Origin of the sequence: Bradyrhizobium archetypum, assembly GCF_013114835.1 — a bacterium.
GTDB classification, from domain to species: Bacteria; Pseudomonadota; Alphaproteobacteria; order Rhizobiales; family Xanthobacteraceae; genus Bradyrhizobium; species Bradyrhizobium archetypum.
On the sequence record NZ_JAAVLW010000004.1, the window covers coordinates 530,275 to 546,478 of the forward strand.

At 62.7% G+C, this 16,204-nt stretch carries 15 protein-coding genes; 5 read left to right on the forward strand and 10 right to left on the reverse strand.

What is annotated here, in order from left to right; translation table 11 throughout:
- Positions 1-15: 15 nt before the first annotated feature.
- The 10 genes from HCN50_RS15250 to HCN50_RS15295 form a co-directional block, all read right to left on the reverse strand.
- Positions 16-651 carry a c-type cytochrome gene (locus HCN50_RS15250; protein ID WP_171710472.1) on the reverse strand — a complete coding sequence of 212 codons (636 nt, stop codon included), beginning with the start codon at positions 649-651 and terminating at the stop codon, positions 16-18.
- Complete coding sequence (locus tag HCN50_RS15255; RefSeq protein ID WP_171710473.1) at positions 648-1,487, reverse strand: substrate-binding domain-containing protein; 840 nt, start codon at positions 1,485-1,487, stop codon at positions 648-650. The genes HCN50_RS15250 and HCN50_RS15255 overlap by 4 nt, the downstream gene beginning before the upstream one ends.
- Positions 1,471-3,330, reverse strand: coding sequence for a PQQ-dependent dehydrogenase, methanol/ethanol family (locus HCN50_RS15260; RefSeq protein ID WP_171710474.1), 1,860 nt, complete (start codon positions 3,328-3,330; stop codon positions 1,471-1,473). The genes HCN50_RS15255 and HCN50_RS15260 overlap by 17 nt, the downstream gene beginning before the upstream one ends.
- A 125-nt stretch (positions 3,331-3,455) precedes the next feature.
- A complete protein-coding gene (locus HCN50_RS15265) occupies positions 3,456-4,229 on the reverse strand; it encodes a GlcG/HbpS family heme-binding protein (protein ID WP_171710475.1) in 774 nt (257 codons plus the stop codon).
- Between the two features lie 4 nt (positions 4,230-4,233).
- On the reverse strand, positions 4,234-5,208 hold the full coding sequence (locus HCN50_RS15270; RefSeq protein WP_210264928.1) for a cytochrome c oxidase assembly protein: 975 nt from the start codon (positions 5,206-5,208) through the stop codon (positions 4,234-4,236).
- Complete coding sequence (locus HCN50_RS15275) at positions 5,205-5,558, reverse strand: hypothetical protein (protein ID WP_171710477.1); 354 nt, start codon at positions 5,556-5,558, stop codon at positions 5,205-5,207. The genes HCN50_RS15270 and HCN50_RS15275 overlap by 4 nt, the downstream gene beginning before the upstream one ends.
- Positions 5,555-6,154 carry a cytochrome c oxidase subunit 3 family protein gene (locus tag HCN50_RS15280; RefSeq protein WP_171710478.1) on the reverse strand — a complete coding sequence of 200 codons (600 nt, stop codon included), beginning with the start codon at positions 6,152-6,154 and terminating at the stop codon, positions 5,555-5,557. The genes HCN50_RS15275 and HCN50_RS15280 overlap by 4 nt, the downstream gene beginning before the upstream one ends.
- Positions 6,151-8,070, reverse strand: a complete 1,920-nt coding sequence (ctaD, locus tag HCN50_RS15285; protein ID WP_171710479.1) for a cytochrome c oxidase subunit I — start codon at positions 8,068-8,070, stop codon at positions 6,151-6,153. Before ctaD ends, HCN50_RS15280 begins: the two co-directional genes overlap by 4 nt.
- Complete coding sequence (gene coxB / locus HCN50_RS15290) at positions 8,067-9,077, reverse strand: cytochrome c oxidase subunit II (RefSeq protein WP_171710480.1); 1,011 nt, start codon at positions 9,075-9,077, stop codon at positions 8,067-8,069. The genes ctaD and coxB overlap by 4 nt, the downstream gene beginning before the upstream one ends.
- A 420-nt stretch (positions 9,078-9,497) precedes the next feature.
- Positions 9,498-9,707: a hypothetical protein gene (locus HCN50_RS15295; protein ID WP_171710481.1), complete on the reverse strand. Its 210-nt coding sequence runs from the start codon at positions 9,705-9,707 to the stop codon at positions 9,498-9,500.
- Between the two features lie 710 nt (positions 9,708-10,417).
- Between HCN50_RS15295 and HCN50_RS15300 the strand changes: the two genes are divergently transcribed.
- The 5 genes from HCN50_RS15300 to HCN50_RS15320 all read left to right on the forward strand — a co-directional run bounded on the left by HCN50_RS15300 (position 10,418) and on the right by HCN50_RS15320 (position 16,188).
- On the forward strand, positions 10,418-11,485 hold the full coding sequence (locus tag HCN50_RS15300) for a LacI family DNA-binding transcriptional regulator (RefSeq protein ID WP_235976976.1): 1,068 nt from the start codon (positions 10,418-10,420) through the stop codon (positions 11,483-11,485).
- A gap of 70 nt (positions 11,486-11,555) precedes the next feature.
- On the forward strand, positions 11,556-13,010 hold the full coding sequence (gene xylB / locus HCN50_RS15305) for a xylulokinase (RefSeq protein WP_171710482.1): 1,455 nt from the start codon (positions 11,556-11,558) through the stop codon (positions 13,008-13,010).
- On the forward strand, positions 13,007-14,329 hold the full coding sequence (xylA, locus tag HCN50_RS15310; RefSeq protein WP_171710483.1) for a xylose isomerase: 1,323 nt from the start codon (positions 13,007-13,009) through the stop codon (positions 14,327-14,329). The genes xylB and xylA overlap by 4 nt, the downstream gene beginning before the upstream one ends.
- Before the next feature lie 12 nt (positions 14,330-14,341).
- Positions 14,342-15,106: an ATP-binding cassette domain-containing protein gene (locus tag HCN50_RS15315; RefSeq protein WP_171710484.1), complete on the forward strand. Its 765-nt coding sequence runs from the start codon at positions 14,342-14,344 to the stop codon at positions 15,104-15,106.
- Positions 15,106-16,188, forward strand: coding sequence for an ABC transporter permease (locus HCN50_RS15320; RefSeq protein ID WP_171710485.1), 1,083 nt, complete (start codon positions 15,106-15,108; stop codon positions 16,186-16,188). Before HCN50_RS15315 ends, HCN50_RS15320 begins: the two co-directional genes overlap by 1 nt.
- Positions 16,189-16,204: the final 16 nt, after the last annotated feature.

Consider the following 16,204-nt stretch of genomic DNA (forward strand, 5'->3'; position numbering starts at 1 on the left):
TCTCCTGCGTCTTGCTCAAGGTTTCTGGCCGGAATTGAACTTTCTGGTCCCGGACCACGGATCTGACGTCGTGACCTGCTGGGATGGGAGCTGCTCCACATCCGGCGTCAGCGGCTGTTGCGTGAAGGTGCGTCCCCATTGCCGGTTAGGCTCGTTGCTCAATTTGCCGATATAGGTGACGAGATCCCAGATCACCGCATCGGGGAGAGCAGCGCCCCATGCCGGCATTCCGTTCGGGCGTCCCTGGTAGATCGAGAGGTAGATGTTTTCCGGCTCGGAGCCGTAGATGAAGATGTTGTTGCTGAGCGACGGCCCCATGCCGCCGCCGCCATTGTCGGCGTGACATCCATTGCAGTTGAAACTGATGAAATACTGCATGCCGCGGTTGGTGGCCTGCGGATCGCCCTGCGCCGGATTCTTGATGGCCGGGCGAGCAGGCGATGCGCCGGGCACGAGGGGACTGACCGGCACCTGCATGAAAACGCCAGGTTGGGCGTTACCGACGGCCTCGCCGAAATCTGGTCGGACCGCGACGCCGGGCTGCTGCGCCTGCGATTGCGGCGGGCTCTGTTGTGCCGATGCGGGTGCAAGGGCCAAACCGGCAGCGAATACGACAAGGGCCAAATTGCGGGTCAGGGAACGCGATTTCATTGATGCTCTCCTGCTTCCGAAGAGAGCGGTTTCGCTACGAGCGGAACGCCATAGCTCTGGAGCAACGCCGTGATCTCGGCGCGATGTTGCGCAATGAAGTCGCTCAATCGGTCCCGCAGCACGTGATCGCCTTTGCGCACACCCATGGCGATGTCGAATTGAAACTGCTGCGGCGCAAAGCGCTCGCCCGCGATGATTGGCCTAACCGTCAGCGGTATCTTGGATTGCTTAGCCGCATAGCCCGCGAGCGGTCCCCAGGCCGCGGCGACGTCGATCTCTCCCTGCGCGACGGCCTCGATCAGCCGTGCCGGCGGATTCGGTTCGCGGTAGTCGCCGTAAATCATGAACCCGTGGACGTTATCGACGATGCCTTGTTTTCCGAGCGCATGGGCCGGCGGGGTATTGCTGCCGTCATCGCCGATCAGATGCACGCCGATCGCAAGATCACGTAGCTGCGGGTCGTCGATAGCCTCAAGCTGAAGGTGACGCGCGGCCCGGCTCACGAAGACGTAAGTCGAGCGATAATACGGGCGGGTTGTTTCCACGAGATCATATTGCGCGGGGACGCCCATCACGAGGTCGCATGCGCCGGCCTTCAGCGTGTGCCGGATAAAGCCGCGGCGCTGTGCCCACCATGTGTAGGAAACGCTCTCGCCGAATTTTTGCGCCACCATCTCGGCAAGCTTGTTCTCAAAGCCCTCTCCGGCACGGTTCGAGAACGGCAGATTGTTGGGATCGGCGCAGACTCTTATGGTCTCCGGCTCCGCAGCGATCGCGGCCAACGGCTGCAAGGCGGCGATCGCAAGCAGGAACAGTGAACTAACGAGGCTGCGCATTGCTGTTGTCCTTCGGCGCGGCCGGACCCAGCTTGAAAACCAGGAGCTCGCTGCCGCCAGCCGTATAGAAGGGAAGGTCCTGCGTTGCGCCGGCGAATCCCAGGGCTGCATTGCGCACACGCGCATCGACTTCGGCATTTGCGACCACACCGGGCCATCCACCGACGCCGGACAGGATCGCCACATATTGCTGGCCGTCGGAGCCGCGATAGGTCACGGGTTGGCCGATAAAGCCGGAACCGGCGCGGAATTGCCACAATACATTGCCGTTCCTGGCGTCCACGGCTTTGAACAGGCGATCCATCGTGCCGTAAAATGTCACATCGCCGGCGGTGACGAGCGTGCCCGTCCAAACCGGAAGCTTCTCGTGTATCTCCCAGACCTTCTTCTTGGCGACCGGGTCCCACGCCATGAACTCGCCCCGGTAACCTCCCGGCCCGGCGTACATGTCGACGGACGCGCCGATGAACGGTGTACCCGCGATATAGCCGACCTCGCTTGACTTGAAATCCATGCAGAGATGCTGGTGCGGCACGTACAACAGCTTGGTCCGGAGCGACCAGGCCGATGGTTGCCAATCCTTGGCGCCGGGGGCAGCCGGGCAAATGTCGTTGATGGTTTGGCCGAGGATCGGGGTCTTCTCGCCGTTCGGAATGATCCGGCCCGTCTTCAGGTCGACGCCCTTGTATGAGTTGACGTGATCATAGGCGTCGGCGGAGATCACCTCGCCGGTGGCACGGTCCATCACATACATGTATCCATTGCGGCCGGGATGGATCAGCACCTTCCGCGTTGCGCCATTGATATCGAGATCCACAAGCACGTTTTCATTGATCTCGTCGTGATCGAACAGGTCGTGCGGGTTGATCTGGTAGGCCCACTTGGCGCGTCCCGTATCCGGATCGCGCGCGAAAATCGCAGTGGCCCAAAGATTGTCGCCGCTGCGCTGGTTGGCGTTCCACGGAGCCGGGTTGGCGGTCCCGTAATAGATCAGGTTCAGCGCCGGATCATAGGAAATCCAACCCCACACCGTGCCGCCGCCGATCTGCCAGCGATCGGCCGGCCAGCTTGTCACGCCAAGATCCTTGCCTCTCAGGTTGTCGTAGAACGGCTTGAAGTCGTCGCCGATCAGCACCTCGCTGTCCGGTCCGGTCGAATACGCCCGCCATTTGATCGCGCCGGTTTCCTCATCGAGCGCAGTGAGCCAGCCGCGCACGCCGAGTTCGCCGCCACTGTTGCCGACCAACACCTTTCCCTTCACGACCACCGGCGCCATCGTGATGGTCTCGCCGCGGTTGATCTCGCCCAGTTTGGTGTGCCAGAGCTCCTTGCCGGTTTTCGCATCGATCGCGACCGTGTGATTATCGAGCGTGTTCAGGAAGACCTTGCCGTTGTTGAAGGCGAGGCCGCGATTGACGACGTCGCAACACGCCACGCCCTTTGCGGCGGGTTCCGGGCGCGGGGCGTAGGACCACTTCAACTCGCCCGTCGTTGCATCGAGCGCAAATACCCTGTTCGGGTAGGGGCCGTCATAAGGGCCGACAACGTACATGGTGCCGTCGACAATGATCGGCGCTGCTTCCTGACCGCGATCGGCACCGATCGAGAAAGTCCAGGCGATCTGAAGCTGGGATGCATTGGAGGTGTTGATCTGATCCAATTCGCTGTAGCGCGTGTTGGCGTAATCGCGCGCGGCCATCGGCCACTGGTTGGGGTCCTTCATCCGCGCTGCCAATTCGCTCGATGGAGCCTGGGCGGGAGCTGGGCCTGTGAACCACGATGTCCCAACCAATGCTATGCAGCCTGCCGCAAGTGCCGTATCGCGCAGATAGGTCAAAATCATCACCGGCACTCCGCAGGACACGCAAAATTCGACGGAAGTCCGTCCAGGCGGAACCTACAATCCTTTCCGACAGGTTTCGTTCCTAACGCATGGCGCTTTATGCGCGCTCATCCCTGCGTTTCGAGCTACCTCACCGCATTCAAGTTGACGCCCGCGCCGAGATCGACGGCGATCTGGTCTTCTCTCCCATCACACGTCGGGTGACCAAATCCGGAGGTGCTCTTTCCGTCCGGACCAACGTCGTAAATGATCGCATCCTTCATGTTTGGACTGACGCCGGCCGGCACCTTGTCCAGCCCAAGGGAGCGCCGCACCCGCCACGCCACATTGTGATCCGCACAGGCGCTATCACCGCTCACGCCAAGCCCGCCTGCTACTCCGTTGCCGTCGTAAAGCGCCAGCCCGCCGCCGAACACGATGAAGCCGCCGAGCGCCTTGCCGACGAATGGATCCTGCGCGCTGCCATGATCGGAAGCCTGGCCGGCATAGAGCGTGGCGGGGTTCGGCGGACTACCGAGCCCAGCGCCGAACAAATATCCGCCGGGTTGCGCCTGGGCATAGAGATTGGCCGTCGCGATCGCCTTGTTCGCAAGGCTGAAGGCGTTTGCGGTATTGGCCTTCTCGGCTGCGATGGCGCGGCTGCCGGGCCACTGGTCATCGGCTTTGTTGCCGCTGAAGGCAACAGCGCACACAATGCCCTCGCGGTTGACGACGGCAGCCCACTCATTGTTGTCGAGGCCGCCATTGCTGGGACCGCCACTTGGCTTCACGCTCTTCTTCAGGACATCAGCCAATCGATCATGGTCGACGGGGCATGATGGACTGTTCGGCGCCTGGGCCGCGATTGGCGATGCAGCCAGCATTGTTAGCAGTGCACTCGAAATTACGACCTTGTGCATCGGATCAAGCTCCCTGGACGGTTCGCGCTGACCTTTTCTGAACAAAATCGGAGGAGCAACGTTCCGGTTCGGGAATGGATACCTCGCGCGCCATCGAACCGGATAGCGACAACCAGCGATACGCAAAAAGCAACCCGGCGCAGGTGTAGAGCGTGCCCATAGGAATCCACATCAGCAGCCCGGCAAGCTGCTGATCCTCGAGCGGCGTCAGGCCGAACTCTGCAGCCAGAAGCCCTTGTTGCGGGAACCAGATGCGGGGCGACAGCGTGAGCAAGGCACCAAGCAGACCGGAGTGCAGCACGGTGACAAACAGGCAGGCGAGGCTAACTCCGTCGCGAATATGCGTACTGCGGCCGGCGCCTCGTCCGTAAAACAACACCCACCAGAACAACAAGGCCGTCACGAAGAAGCTGACGTGTTGCAGGCGATGTACTGCCCCATTCTCGAGGACCAGCCGATAAAGCGGCGGCGCATGCCACAGCCAGATTGCAAGGCCGTGCAGTGCCGTCGCGGTGACGGGATGGCTGATCGAACGCCAACAGACCGCGATCACACCTGTCGTGACCAGCCGACCCACCATAGGCCGCCAGCCGCGGGGAAGGCTCCACAGCAGCGCGCCATTGATCCGCGCATACGCCATCAACGGCGCGGCGACCACCATCATCAGCTCATGTTCAATCATATGCGCGCTGAACAGCCGTTCGCCAAGCCAGTGCAGGGGAGAGGTGATGGCAAGACCCAGCACCAGCCAACCCGCCCAGAATGCGGTGACCTGCGCGAGCTGCACCCCGTGAGCGAATCCCGCAGCGTGCCAGACCCGTTGCGTTCCGACATAGAAGCCGATGCCGACGAGGTAGAGCGGCGTCAGCAGCCAGGGATCGTAGCTCCACGCAGCCCACGAATTGAGTGCACCTGATACGTCATGGGCGACCGCCGGTGTGGCGGCGAGCATCAGCAGTATCGCGGCGAGCCAACTCATCGCAGGCACGGACTAATCATCAGCGCCGCCGTCAACTGGTTCAGGATGACCAGTGCAAAGAGAACGCCGCAGCCCACGCTAAGCCAGGCCATGAAGTTGCGGGCGCGCCCGCCTCGTGTTTCGGTCCACTCCGCCGCTATGTCGCGGCGAATGGCGCGCAGCGATACCCAAGATCCGGAGGCCGCGGTAAGTGCCATCGCGATCGAAAGTACGATCGTCGTCGAGGTTGACCTGGCGCACGCATACGGCGTGATCGCGTAAATGCCTTGCAGATTGATCGCCCACGCCGCAGGGCCCAGCGCTAAGCCGAGCCAATAGAGTGGAATTTTGCGTGCGCTGACTGGGTTCATAGCCGCGGAGTCCAATCCAGGAGAACGTAGAGCGGCAGCCACGCGATGACGACGAAGTTCCAATAGAAGACGTTGTCGGTGACGTCGCTGAATCGCCGTGGCTTGGCGTGGCGCGTGAACATCAGAACCGTCAGCACGAGCGTATCTCCAACATCCGTCGCCAGGTGCGTCGTATGAAGGGCGAGCACGAACCAGACTACGGAGCCATAGGCATCCAGATCCCATCGCGCGTTGAGATGCGCAAATTCAAACCCGCGGATCACGAGCAAGGCGAGGCCAATCAACGACATTATGACGAGGCCGATGCGCACACCACGCAAATCTAGTTTGTGCGCCCAGCGGCTTGTGAGTTCGTTGGGTATAACGCTGAGAACGTACACGGCTGTTGCGAGCGTTCCCGGCCATAGGTCGGGCGGCGGCGAGTTGATCGGCCATTTGGGATTCACGGCATACAGATAGAGATATGCAGCGATCGCCACCGCGAATCCCATCCCTTCCAGGGCGATGAAAGCCATTGCCCCCCACCATGGCCCGGTTCGTGAGCCGAAGCCGTAGGTCGGCAGTTCATTGACGCTGCGGACTATGGTCTGCTTCACTCTTCGTCCTCCTTGCTGCCGGTCGGCCAGAACCAGCCAATCAGCGCGATAGCGATCGGTGGCGTGCCCCAGACCACCGACCACGGGGTGAAGATCGAGCCGACGAAGAATATCGTGGTGGCGATCGCGGTCAGCAGGGGCCAGATGCTCGGCTCCGGCGATGCCTCCCGCGTGTGCGGCTCGGCATCCGCAATTGAACTGAGCAGCACTTCGCGCCGCTCCACACTTAAGCCCGCAACCACTGGTAGGTTGCCGCCGCCCGCCCACAGCGGATCGCGATGGGTCACCACGGGAATCCGTGAGAAATTATAGGGCGGCGGCGGCGAGCTGGTCGCCCATTCGAGTGTCGAAGCGCCCCAGGGATTGTCGCCCGCAAGTGCGCCGCTGCGAAGGCTGAGAACCACGTTGGCGATCAACAGCGCAAAGCTGGCGGCAAAGGCCGCGCCGCCCGCGCTCGACAGCAGGTTCAGATGATCCCATCCCATCTCCGGCGTGTAGGTGTAGACGCGCCGCGGCATGCCCATCAGACCCAGAATATGCATCGGGAAGAACGCGACGTTGAAGCTGATGAACGCCAGCCAGAAATTCCAGCGGCCGAGCCTTTCGCTGAGCATCCGCCCGGTGATTTTTGGAAACCAGTAGTAGACCGCGCCGACGAGCGGAAAGACCGCGCCGCCGATGAGGACGTAGTGGAAATGGGCGACGACGAAATAGGTGTCATGCACCTGCATGTCGATTGGCACCGACGCGACCATGACGCCCGAGAGCCCGCCGAGGACAAAAATCGCGAAGAAGCCAAGAACGAACAACAGCGGCGTCCGATAGACCGGGCGGCCATCCCAGAGTGTCGCAAGCCAGCAGAAAATTTGCAGCCCGCTCGGCACGGCGATCAGCATGCTGGAGGCCGTAAACATGCTGGCGCCGAGTTGCGGCAGGCCGGTCGTGAACATGTGGTGCACCCACAGCCCGAACGACAGGAAGCCGGTGGCGATCAGTGAGAGGACTATGATGACGTAGCCCACCACCGGCCGCCCGGCGAACGTGGCGATAATCATCGACACCATGCCGGTGCCAGGAATGAAAATGATGTAGACCTCCGGATGGCCGAAGAACCAGAACAGATGCTGCCACAGCAGCACGTTGCCCCCGGATGCCGTATCGTAAAAATGCGTGTTTACGAGGCGGTCCAAAATCAGCGACGTCGAGGCGACCACGATGGATGGCATCGCAAATAGGACGAGGAAGGAGGTTACCAGCATCGCCCAGACAAAGACCGGAATCCGATCCAGCGTCATGCCGACGGCGCGCTGCTTGAACACGGTAACGACGATCTCGACCGCCACCGCAAGCGCCGCGACCTCGGTAAACGTGATCATCTGCGCCCAGACGTCGGCGCGTTTGCCCGGGTTATATTGAAGGCTAGACAGCGGGACATAGGCAAACCAGCCGACGTCGGGGCCGACATTGAACAGAAACGCGATCCACAGGAAGCAGCCGCCGAACAGGAAGGTCCAGTAGCTGAACGCGTTGAGCCGCGGAAAGGCGATATTGCGTGTCCCGACCATCAGCGGAACGAAGTACACGGCGAAAGCTTCCATGACCGGAACGGCGAACAGAAACATCATCGTCGAGCCGTGCATCGTGAAGACCTGATTGTAGAGGTCCGGCGACAGCAGCTTGCGTTCGGCGCCTGCGAGCTGAAGCCGCATCAGCACGGCGAGCAGGCCTCCGAGAACAAGAAAGGCAAAGGCTGTGAGGATGTAACGTTTACCGACTACCTTGTGATCGACCGACGTCAATGACCCGAGCCAGCCGGAGGGCGTGCGCCATATTTCCAGCAACAGGGCCGCAAGCTCGGATTGCTCCAGCTTGTTGTCGCGCAAGTCGCGGGCGGGCTCTCTGGCAATATCGCTCACTGCAACTGCTCCAGATAGTGAAGGATCGCGATCAGCTCGTCCGATCGGAGCGGCATCTTCGGCATCAGATTGCCGGGCTTGATGTGCTGAGGATCGGCAATCCAGGCTGCCAGGTTGCCGGAGTTCCGCGGCAGGGTGCCGGCGGCAATCGTGTCCCGGCTGGCGATATGCGTCAGGTCAGGGCCGAGTTGGCCCCCGGCGAGCGTCCCTCGGATGGTATGGCAGAGGCCGCATCCGCGGCCGCGAAAGAGCTGCTCACCGCGGATGCTGAGCGGATCGCTCGGGCTCGGCGCACTCTGGTTCTGCTGATCGCGCCATCGGCGATATTCGTCTTGCGCCAGGGCGGTGACGGTGAATGCCATATGGGCATGCTGCATCCCGCAAAACTCGGCGCACTGCCCACGGTAAACGCCGGGATTTTTCGCGGTGAACTGCGTCCTGTTCTGCTGGCCGGTGACCAGATCCATCTTGCCGGTCAGGCTTGGCACCCAGAAGCTGTGAATGACATCGGCGGACTCCAACTCGACCGTGACGGGCTGGCCGACCGGCACGCGGATCTCGTTGGCCGTCGTAAAACCTAAGTGCGGGCTGTCGGCCTGATACTGGACCTCCCACCACCATTGATGGCCCGTAACCTTCACAGTTACCACAGGGGGATCATTGGCGAACACGGTTCGCTGCGCGCCATAGCTCACGACCGACAGCGCCAGCACCGCAATCGTCGTGGCAATCCCCGCTACGAGAATGACGCTCCCGGCGCGGCGCTCAAATGCCTCATCTAAATCGAGCCGCTGCTCGCGGAGGGGCCTGCCGCGGATCAAGCCGACCAACAGGACCAGCATCACGGCGACCCAGACCACGGTAGACACCGCAATGAAGATCAAGAGGATGCGCTTGATCTCTTCCGATTGCGCAGCCTGCGCATTGAACGACGACTGCCATCCCGTGCAGGAGGTGAGGACGCAAGTCGCGGCAACCGTGAGACCCGATCTCAACCAGACAACCATCTTGTCCCGAACTCATGTACATCGAACCGGCGCAACCGCGCAGGGGTACAAAGGTTCCAATTTACCTGGTGCGCTCATGCCCCAGCGGCTCGCTTCTCTCGGATCCGCCGGCCTGAATACCTGTCGCCGTGAAGGCTTAAATCCCGCTGAAAGGGCCGTCGCCTGAGATCACCGCGCGCCATGAGCGAGTTGCGACCCTTACGGCGCGGCTGGCTCTTGGGGAGCCAGGACTAGAACGGCCATCCCCGCGCCGCTACTGCCATCGCCGCACTGCCGGCTCCCATCATCAAGAGTACGAGTAGCATCGCGATCAGCGCGCCAGGCTGGGCAAAGGCTGAGAATTCGTGAGCCAAAATCTTCTTCATCCCGCTTAAATGGCGAGCGGATGAAGGTGTTCCTGCAGAGGTGCCCGATCAGGGGTCAGGGCCTGTCAGGCGCCCAGTCGAGATCGTCGTCGCCCTTGTCTTCGGGATCTGGTTCGCACGGCTTGATGGTCAGATTGTCTGCGAGGACAGATTTGCCTTCGGCGATATCGACCAGGCCGGCCTCGTCCGCCTTTTTCAGCGTCTCTTCCTTGGTTGGAAAGGTGCGGCTCAGTTTCTGGTCATCCTTGAAGACAGCGTAAGCCATCGCTCTCTTGCTCCTTTTCAGCCTGAATACTCTGAGAGGCAAAGAACGTTCCTCGGCGGATGTGATATCTGGGTGCTTCGTGGCCCATGGCAATCATCGAGCCGCCTTCGCCGTGAGCCATGAGAGGCTTGGCGCGGTTCTGGGTGCCGGCGCTGGGCGCCCCCACCCTCGAAACTATCCTAGGTATCACCGATTTCGGATTGGGCTTGCGGCTTTGGCGGCCTACAGGAACCAACAACACGGATCCAAGAAGGCCTCTGGCCGGCATTGTCCTCGGATATGGAGCGATCCAGACGGCGCAGATTGCTGAAGGGACTGGGCGGCTCCGCAAACGCTACGATGAACGCAGGCATCAAGCCTCGAAGCGGCGTAACCGACGTCGACCGGCGTGGAAGGCCTCGTCGACACTCGTTTAAAATTGGACTGCTTAAGCGTACGCAGATTGGACCTTTTGTCATACCGCTTGGCTTTCTAAGGTAGGGCCAGTGAAAAAGGTCTACGGCTCGATGCGGGGCGCGCGTTCCCGCAGTTTGAATCAGCGAAGATGCAGAAGTTCACCTCGGAGGAATGAATGAAGATCCATGCGTGGCCGGCGTTTGCGGCGATGGTCGGAGCCCTCAGCCCCGTGTCGTTTGAGGCCCGCGCAGCTGACGCGGTGCGCGGCAAAGGTCTGCGGCCTCGTTTTCCTCAAAATGAGTTGCGTACCTCAAATGACCTCTGCTAGCCTTCAGCGCATGAAGGAGCCGGACGTCAACAGCCCTCTCACACTCAGGGACATCGCCCGCCAGGCTGGCGTCAGCCTCGCGACGGTCGATCGCGTCCTGCACAACCGGCCGGGCGTGCGGCCGGACACGGTCCGCCGCGTCAAAGAGACGATCGCGCGCAACTCCTTCCAGCCGCATGTGGCCGGCGCCGAGCTCGCGCGTGGCCGTGCCCGGCGCTTCGCCTTCGTGATGCCATCGGGGCCAAACCTGTTCATGCAGCAGATCCAGTCCTATCTCGGCGAGATGTCGGGCTGGCTGTCGGCTCGCCGACTCGCGGTCGAGATCGTCGCGACCGACGTGTTCGACGCCTCCGTTCTCGCAAGCTCTCTGGAGGCACTTGCCGGCGAATATGACGGTGTTGCGATCGTCGCGCTCGATCACCCCGGTGTGCGGGCCGCCATTAACGATCTCGTCGATGGTGGCGCCAAGGTGGTGACGCTGGTCTCCGACGTGCCGTCGTCGCGCCGTCATTATTATGTTGGCATCGACAATATCGCCGCCGGGCGCACTGCCGGCGCGCTGGTCGGCCGCCTCGTTGGTCCGCGATCCGGCAAGGTCGCGATCGTCGCCGGCTCGCAAGGTCTGCGCGACCATGCCGAGCGCATCTTCGGCTTCAATCAGGTGATGGCGGCCGAATTTCCCGGGCTTGACGTGCTGCCTGTGCTCGAAGGCCGCGACGAGGACGAGCGCTCGGAACGGCTGATGTCGCGGCTGCTCGGCAAACATCCTGACATCGTCGGCCTCTACAATGTCGGCGCCGGCACGCAAGGCGTTGCCAAAGCCTTGATCGATTCCGGCCGCGAGAAGCAGGTGGTGTTCGTCGGCCACGACGTCACCACGCTGACGCGCAAGCTGTTGCTGCAGGGCGTGATGGATGCGGCGATCTCGCAAAACCCGGGACATGAGGCCCGCGCCGCCGTGCGCGTGCTGCTCGCGCTCGCCCGCGGCGAGCCAATCCTGAGTGAGCAGGAGAAGATCCGGATCGATATCGTGATGCGGGACAATCTGCCGTAGGCAGAACTGATTGCAAGGCGGCCCGACAAAGGCGGCAAAGATCGCCGACGGGGCCGGAAGGGAGGACGAGGTGTATCTCGGGATGGACATCGGCACGTCCGGTGTGAAGGCGGTGCTCGTGAACGAGGCTGGCGCGATCGTCGCGACAGCCGCGCGCGAGCTTGCGCTCTCGCATCCCGCACCGCTGTGGTCCGAGCAGGATCCGGACACCTGGGTTGATGCGGCGATCGGCGCTGTCGACGATCTCGCGTCCGTTCATCCGCGCGATGTCGCGCAGGTGCGTGGCATCGGTCTCTCCGGCCAGATGCACGGCGCTACCTTGCTCGGCGAGGACGGCCGTCCGCTACGTCCGGCAATCCTGTGGAATGATGGGCGGTCCTATGCCGAATGCGAGAGGCTCGAGGGGTGCTGTCCCTCGCTCTACGCTATCGCTGGCAATCTCGCGATGCCAGGCTTCACCGCGCCAAAGCTGCTCTGGGTGGCCCGCCACGAGCCCGAGATTTTCGAGCGGGTGGCAAAAGTGCTGCTGCCAAAGGCCTACGTGCGCTATCGCCTGACCGGCGAGATGGTCGAGGACATGTCGGACGCAGCCGGCACACTCTGGCTCGACGTCGCTCAGCGCCGCTGGTCTGCGTCGCTGTTAGAGGCCACCGGGCTCGATCTTCGCCACGTGCCGCGCCTGGTCGAAGGCAGCGAGATCAGCGCGGTACTTGCGAGTGAATTTTCGGAGCGCTGGGGCATGGCGAAAGATGTCGTGGTTGCCGGCGGCGCGGGAGACTGTGCCGCTAGCGCGATCGGGCTCGGCGCCATCACGCCCGGCGATGCGTTCCTGTCGCTGGGAACTTCAGGCGTCCTGTTTCGTGTTACCGACAATTTCGCACCGGCGCCCGCGTCGGCGGTGCACACCTTCTGTCATGCGCTTCCGGGTCTCTGGCACCAGATGGGCGTGATGCTGGCGGCGGCCGCCTCGCTCGCCTGGCTTTCGGGCGTCATGGCGACGCCTGCCGCGGCGCTGCTGGCGCCGCTCGGCGAGACCGTTCGCGGACCGAGCCCGGTCAAGTTCCTTCCCTATCTCGATGGCGAGCGCACGCCACACAACGACGCTGCCGCCAGCGGCGCGTTAGTGGGTCTTCGCGGCGCAACCGGGCGCGATCAGATCGTCCAGGCCGTGCTCGAAGGCGTGGCCTTCGCCGCGCGCGACAATCTCGCGGCGCTCGGCAGCGCCAGCGGGATCACGGAGGTCGATCTTGTCGGCGGCGGCTCGCGCTCGGCGCTGTGGGCCCAGATCTGCGCCGACGTGCTCGGCATTCCCGTCCACCGCGTCGAGGAGGGCGAGGTCGGTGCAGCGCTTGGCGCGGCACGGCTCGGCCGGCTTGCTGCAACTAACGAAAACCCTGCCCAGATCTGCACGCGTCCGCGGCGGCTTGCGAGCTTCACGCCGCGTGCATCTGCCGAAGCCGCCTACGACGAAGCCTATCACCAGTGGCGAAAACTATATCCCGCGCTGAAGGAGTTCTCCCCGTGAACGTCTCACCCAAATTCTTCGGGGCGAGTGCGCCGGTCGCTTACGGCGGCAAGGACGCCAAAAGCCCGCTCGCATTCCGCTGGTACGACAAGGATCGCGTCGTGCGCGGACGGCGGCTCGAGGATCACCTGCGTTTCGCGGTCTGCTACTGGCACTCGTTTTGTTGGCCCGGCGGCGATCCCTTCGGCGGCGAGACATTCCTGCGGCCCTGGCATCGTGGCACGGATATGATGGCGCTGGCACGGGCCAAGGCCGACATCGCCTTCGAGCTGTTCCGCCTGCTCGATGTGCCCTTCTTCACCTTCCACGATGTCGATGCCGCACCGGAAGGGGCCTCGCTCGCCGAATCCGTCGCCAACCTCAACGCCATTGCCGATCTGTTCGAACAGAAGATGGCGTCTTCCAGGGTGCGCCTGCTCTGGGGCACGGCTAACCTGTTCACGCATCGCCGCTACATGGCTGGCGCCGCAACCAATCCGGATCCGGACATTTTCACCTATGCCGCCGGCCAGGTACGGGCCGCGCTCGAGGTGACGCACCGTTTGGGTGGGCAGAACTATGTGCTCTGGGGCGGACGCGAAGGCTATGAGACGCTGCTCAACACCGACCTCAAGCGCGAGCTCGACCAGCTTGGCCGGTTCGTCTCGCTGGTCGTGGAGCACAAGCACAAGATCGGCTTCAAGGGACCGCTCCTGATCGAGCCGAAGCCGAAGGAGCCGACCAAGCATCAATATGATTTCGACGTCGCCACCTGCTACGGGTTTCTCCAGCGCTATGACCTTCTGAAAGACGTCAAGCTCAACATCGAACAGAACCACGCCATCCTTGCCGGCCACTCGTTCCAGCACGAGATCGCGCTGGCCAAGGCGCTCGGCGTGTTCGGCTCGCTCGACATCAACCGCGGCGACGATCTGCTCGGCTGGGATACCGACCAATTCGCGATGAACGTGCCGGAGCTGGCGCTGGTGTTCCACGAGATCCTGAAGGCCGGCGGCTTCACGACGGGCGGTCTCAATTTCGACGCCAAGATCAGGCGGCAATCGATCGATCCGGACGATCTGATCCATGCCCATGTCGGCTCGATGGACGCCTGCGCGCGGGCGTTCCTTGCCGCCGCCGACATGCTCGATGCCGAGGCGCTGACGATACCGATTGCGGAACGTTACGCCGGATGGGCTGATGCCGAGGGACGCGCGATCCTCGCTGGCCAGCGTTCGCTTGCCGAACTTGCTGATCGCGCGCTGGCACCCGGTTTCGATCCACAGCCGCGCTCGGGTCGTCAGGAATATCTGGAATCCTTGGTCAATCGGTACGTCTGAGCGAGGCCGAGCATGGAAACCGCAGGTGCAGCCGGGCAACCGGTTCTGGAATTGACAGGTATCGGCAAGGAGTTCGGCGCGATCCGCGCGCTGCACGGCGTCGACATGCAGGTCTTTCCCGGCGAGGTGGTCGGCCTAATGGGCGACAACGGTGCGGGCAAGTCGACGCTCGTGAAAATCATCGCCGGCAATTTCCGCCCCACCCACGGCGAAATCCGATTCGACGGCAACACGGTCCATTTCTATCGCCCCATCGATGCTCGCGCGGTCGGGATCGAAGTCGTCTATCAGGACCTGGCGCTTGCCGACAATCTCACGGCCGCGGCCAACGTCTTCCTCGGCCGCGAGCTCAAGCGCAAGTTCGGCCCGTTCGCCTTCCTCGATCACAATGCGATGGCGGTGCGCGCGCTGGAGCTGTTCGGCGAGCTGCGCTCCGAGACCAGACCGTATGATCTCGTCAAGCAGATGTCGGGCGGTCAACGCCAGGCAGTTGCGATCGCACGCACCCGCCTGTCGAACGCCAAGCTCGTGATGATGGACGAGCCGACCGCGGCGATCTCAGTCCGCCAAGTCGAGCAGGTCCTCGGCCTGATCCATCGGCTGAAAGAGCAGGGGGTCGCGGTCATGCTGATCTCCCACCGCATGCCGGACGTCTTCGCGGTGTGCGACCGCGTCGTCGTCATGCGCCGCGGCGAGAAACGGGCGGATAAGTCGATCCGCGATACCAGTCCCGAGGAAGTCACTGCCCTGATCACCGGCGCGAAGGAGGCTGCGTGATGGCCATGCCCCTGGAGTCCCCGATCTCCTTCACCAATGTCGGCCGTATCAGGTGGTGGCAGCGCGGCATCTTTGCATCTCAAACCGGCTACGTTCTGCTGGCGCTGCTGGTGCTGCTGATCGCGATGCATTTTGCCAGCCCCTATTTCTTCACGCAGGGCAACATGCAGAACGTGGCGAAGAATTTTTCCTTCATCGCCATCGCCACTCTCGGCATCACCTTCGTGATCATCACCGGCGGCATCGATCTTTCGGTGGGATCGATGATGTGCTTCTCCGCCATGATCACATCCATGGTGATGTCGGGTCTGTCGACGCCGGGCATGCCCGGCGCATTCCTGTTCGTGCACCTGGCTGCGGACGGCAAGACCGTGGTCGCCAATGTGCCGGGGCTGATCCTGCTTGTCTCGATCCTGGCGGGACTTGTCGTCGCGCTGATCGGCGGCCTGGTCAACGGCTTCTGCATCGCCGTGCTCGGATTGTCGCCTTTCGTCACCACGCTCGGCATGCTGTCGATCGTCCGCGGTCTCGGCTATGTGGTTTCCAACGGCCGCGGGAGCTTTCCGGGCGGGCCAGACGCCGATTATTTCTATGCGCTGACCTCGGGCGATCTGTTCGGCGTGCCGGCCCCCTTCATCTATCTCCTGATCCTCGCGGCGGTCATGGCGATCGTGCTGCACCATACGAGTTTCGGCCGTCACGTCTTCGCGCTTGGCGGCAACGAGAAGGCGGCGGAATTGACCGGCATCCCGGTCATACGGGTCAAGATCAAGGTCTACGTGATTTGCGCGCTGGCTGCAGGGTTACAGGGCATCATCGTCTCGGGCTGGCTGGGGTCGGCGCCCGCGAATATGGCGACGTCCTACGAGCTCAACGTGATCGCGGCGGCGGTCATCGGCGGCGCCAATCTCGCGGGTGGCGTCGGCGGCCCGCTCGGGGCCATTGTTGGCTGCGTGCTGCTTGAGGTGATCCGCAACGGCCTCGTGCTCGCGCAGGTCAGCTCCTACTGGCAGCAGGCGCTCGTGGGCGTGATCATCATCCTGGCCGTGCTGGTCGACCGGATCCGCTCGCGCATCACTTGAGGTTACTCCGGGAGGG

What these genes read in the sequence shown, in the direction of transcription:
- HCN50_RS15250 (WP_171710472.1), bottom strand. Translation starts at nt 651, where the DNA reads ATGAAATCGCGTTCCCTGACCCGCAATTTGGCCCTTGTCGTATTCGCT.
- HCN50_RS15255 (WP_171710473.1), bottom strand. Translation starts at nt 1,487, where the DNA reads ATGCGCAGCCTCGTTAGTTCACTGTTCCTGCTTGCGATCGCCGCCTTG.
- HCN50_RS15260 (WP_171710474.1), bottom strand. Translation starts at nt 3,330, where the DNA reads ATGATTTTGACCTATCTGCGCGATACGGCACTTGCGGCAGGCTGCATA.
- HCN50_RS15265 (WP_171710475.1), bottom strand. Translation starts at nt 4,229, where the DNA reads ATGCACAAGGTCGTAATTTCGAGTGCACTGCTAACAATGCTGGCTGCA.
- HCN50_RS15270 (WP_210264928.1), bottom strand. Translation starts at nt 5,208, where the DNA reads ATGAGTTGGCTCGCCGCGATACTGCTGATGCTCGCCGCCACACCGGCG.
- HCN50_RS15275 (WP_171710477.1), bottom strand. Translation starts at nt 5,558, where the DNA reads ATGAACCCAGTCAGCGCACGCAAAATTCCACTCTATTGGCTCGGCTTA.
- coxB (WP_171710480.1), bottom strand. Translation starts at nt 9,077, where the DNA reads ATGGTTGTCTGGTTGAGATCGGGTCTCACGGTTGCCGCGACTTGCGTC.
- HCN50_RS15295 (WP_171710481.1), bottom strand. Translation starts at nt 9,707, where the DNA reads ATGGCTTACGCTGTCTTCAAGGATGACCAGAAACTGAGCCGCACCTTT.
- HCN50_RS15300 (WP_235976976.1), top strand. Translation starts at nt 10,418, where the DNA reads ATGACCTCTGCTAGCCTTCAGCGCATGAAGGAGCCGGACGTCAACAGC.
- HCN50_RS15315 (WP_171710484.1), top strand. Translation starts at nt 14,342, where the DNA reads ATGGAAACCGCAGGTGCAGCCGGGCAACCGGTTCTGGAATTGACAGGT.
- HCN50_RS15320 (WP_171710485.1), top strand. Translation starts at nt 15,106, where the DNA reads ATGGCCATGCCCCTGGAGTCCCCGATCTCCTTCACCAATGTCGGCCGT.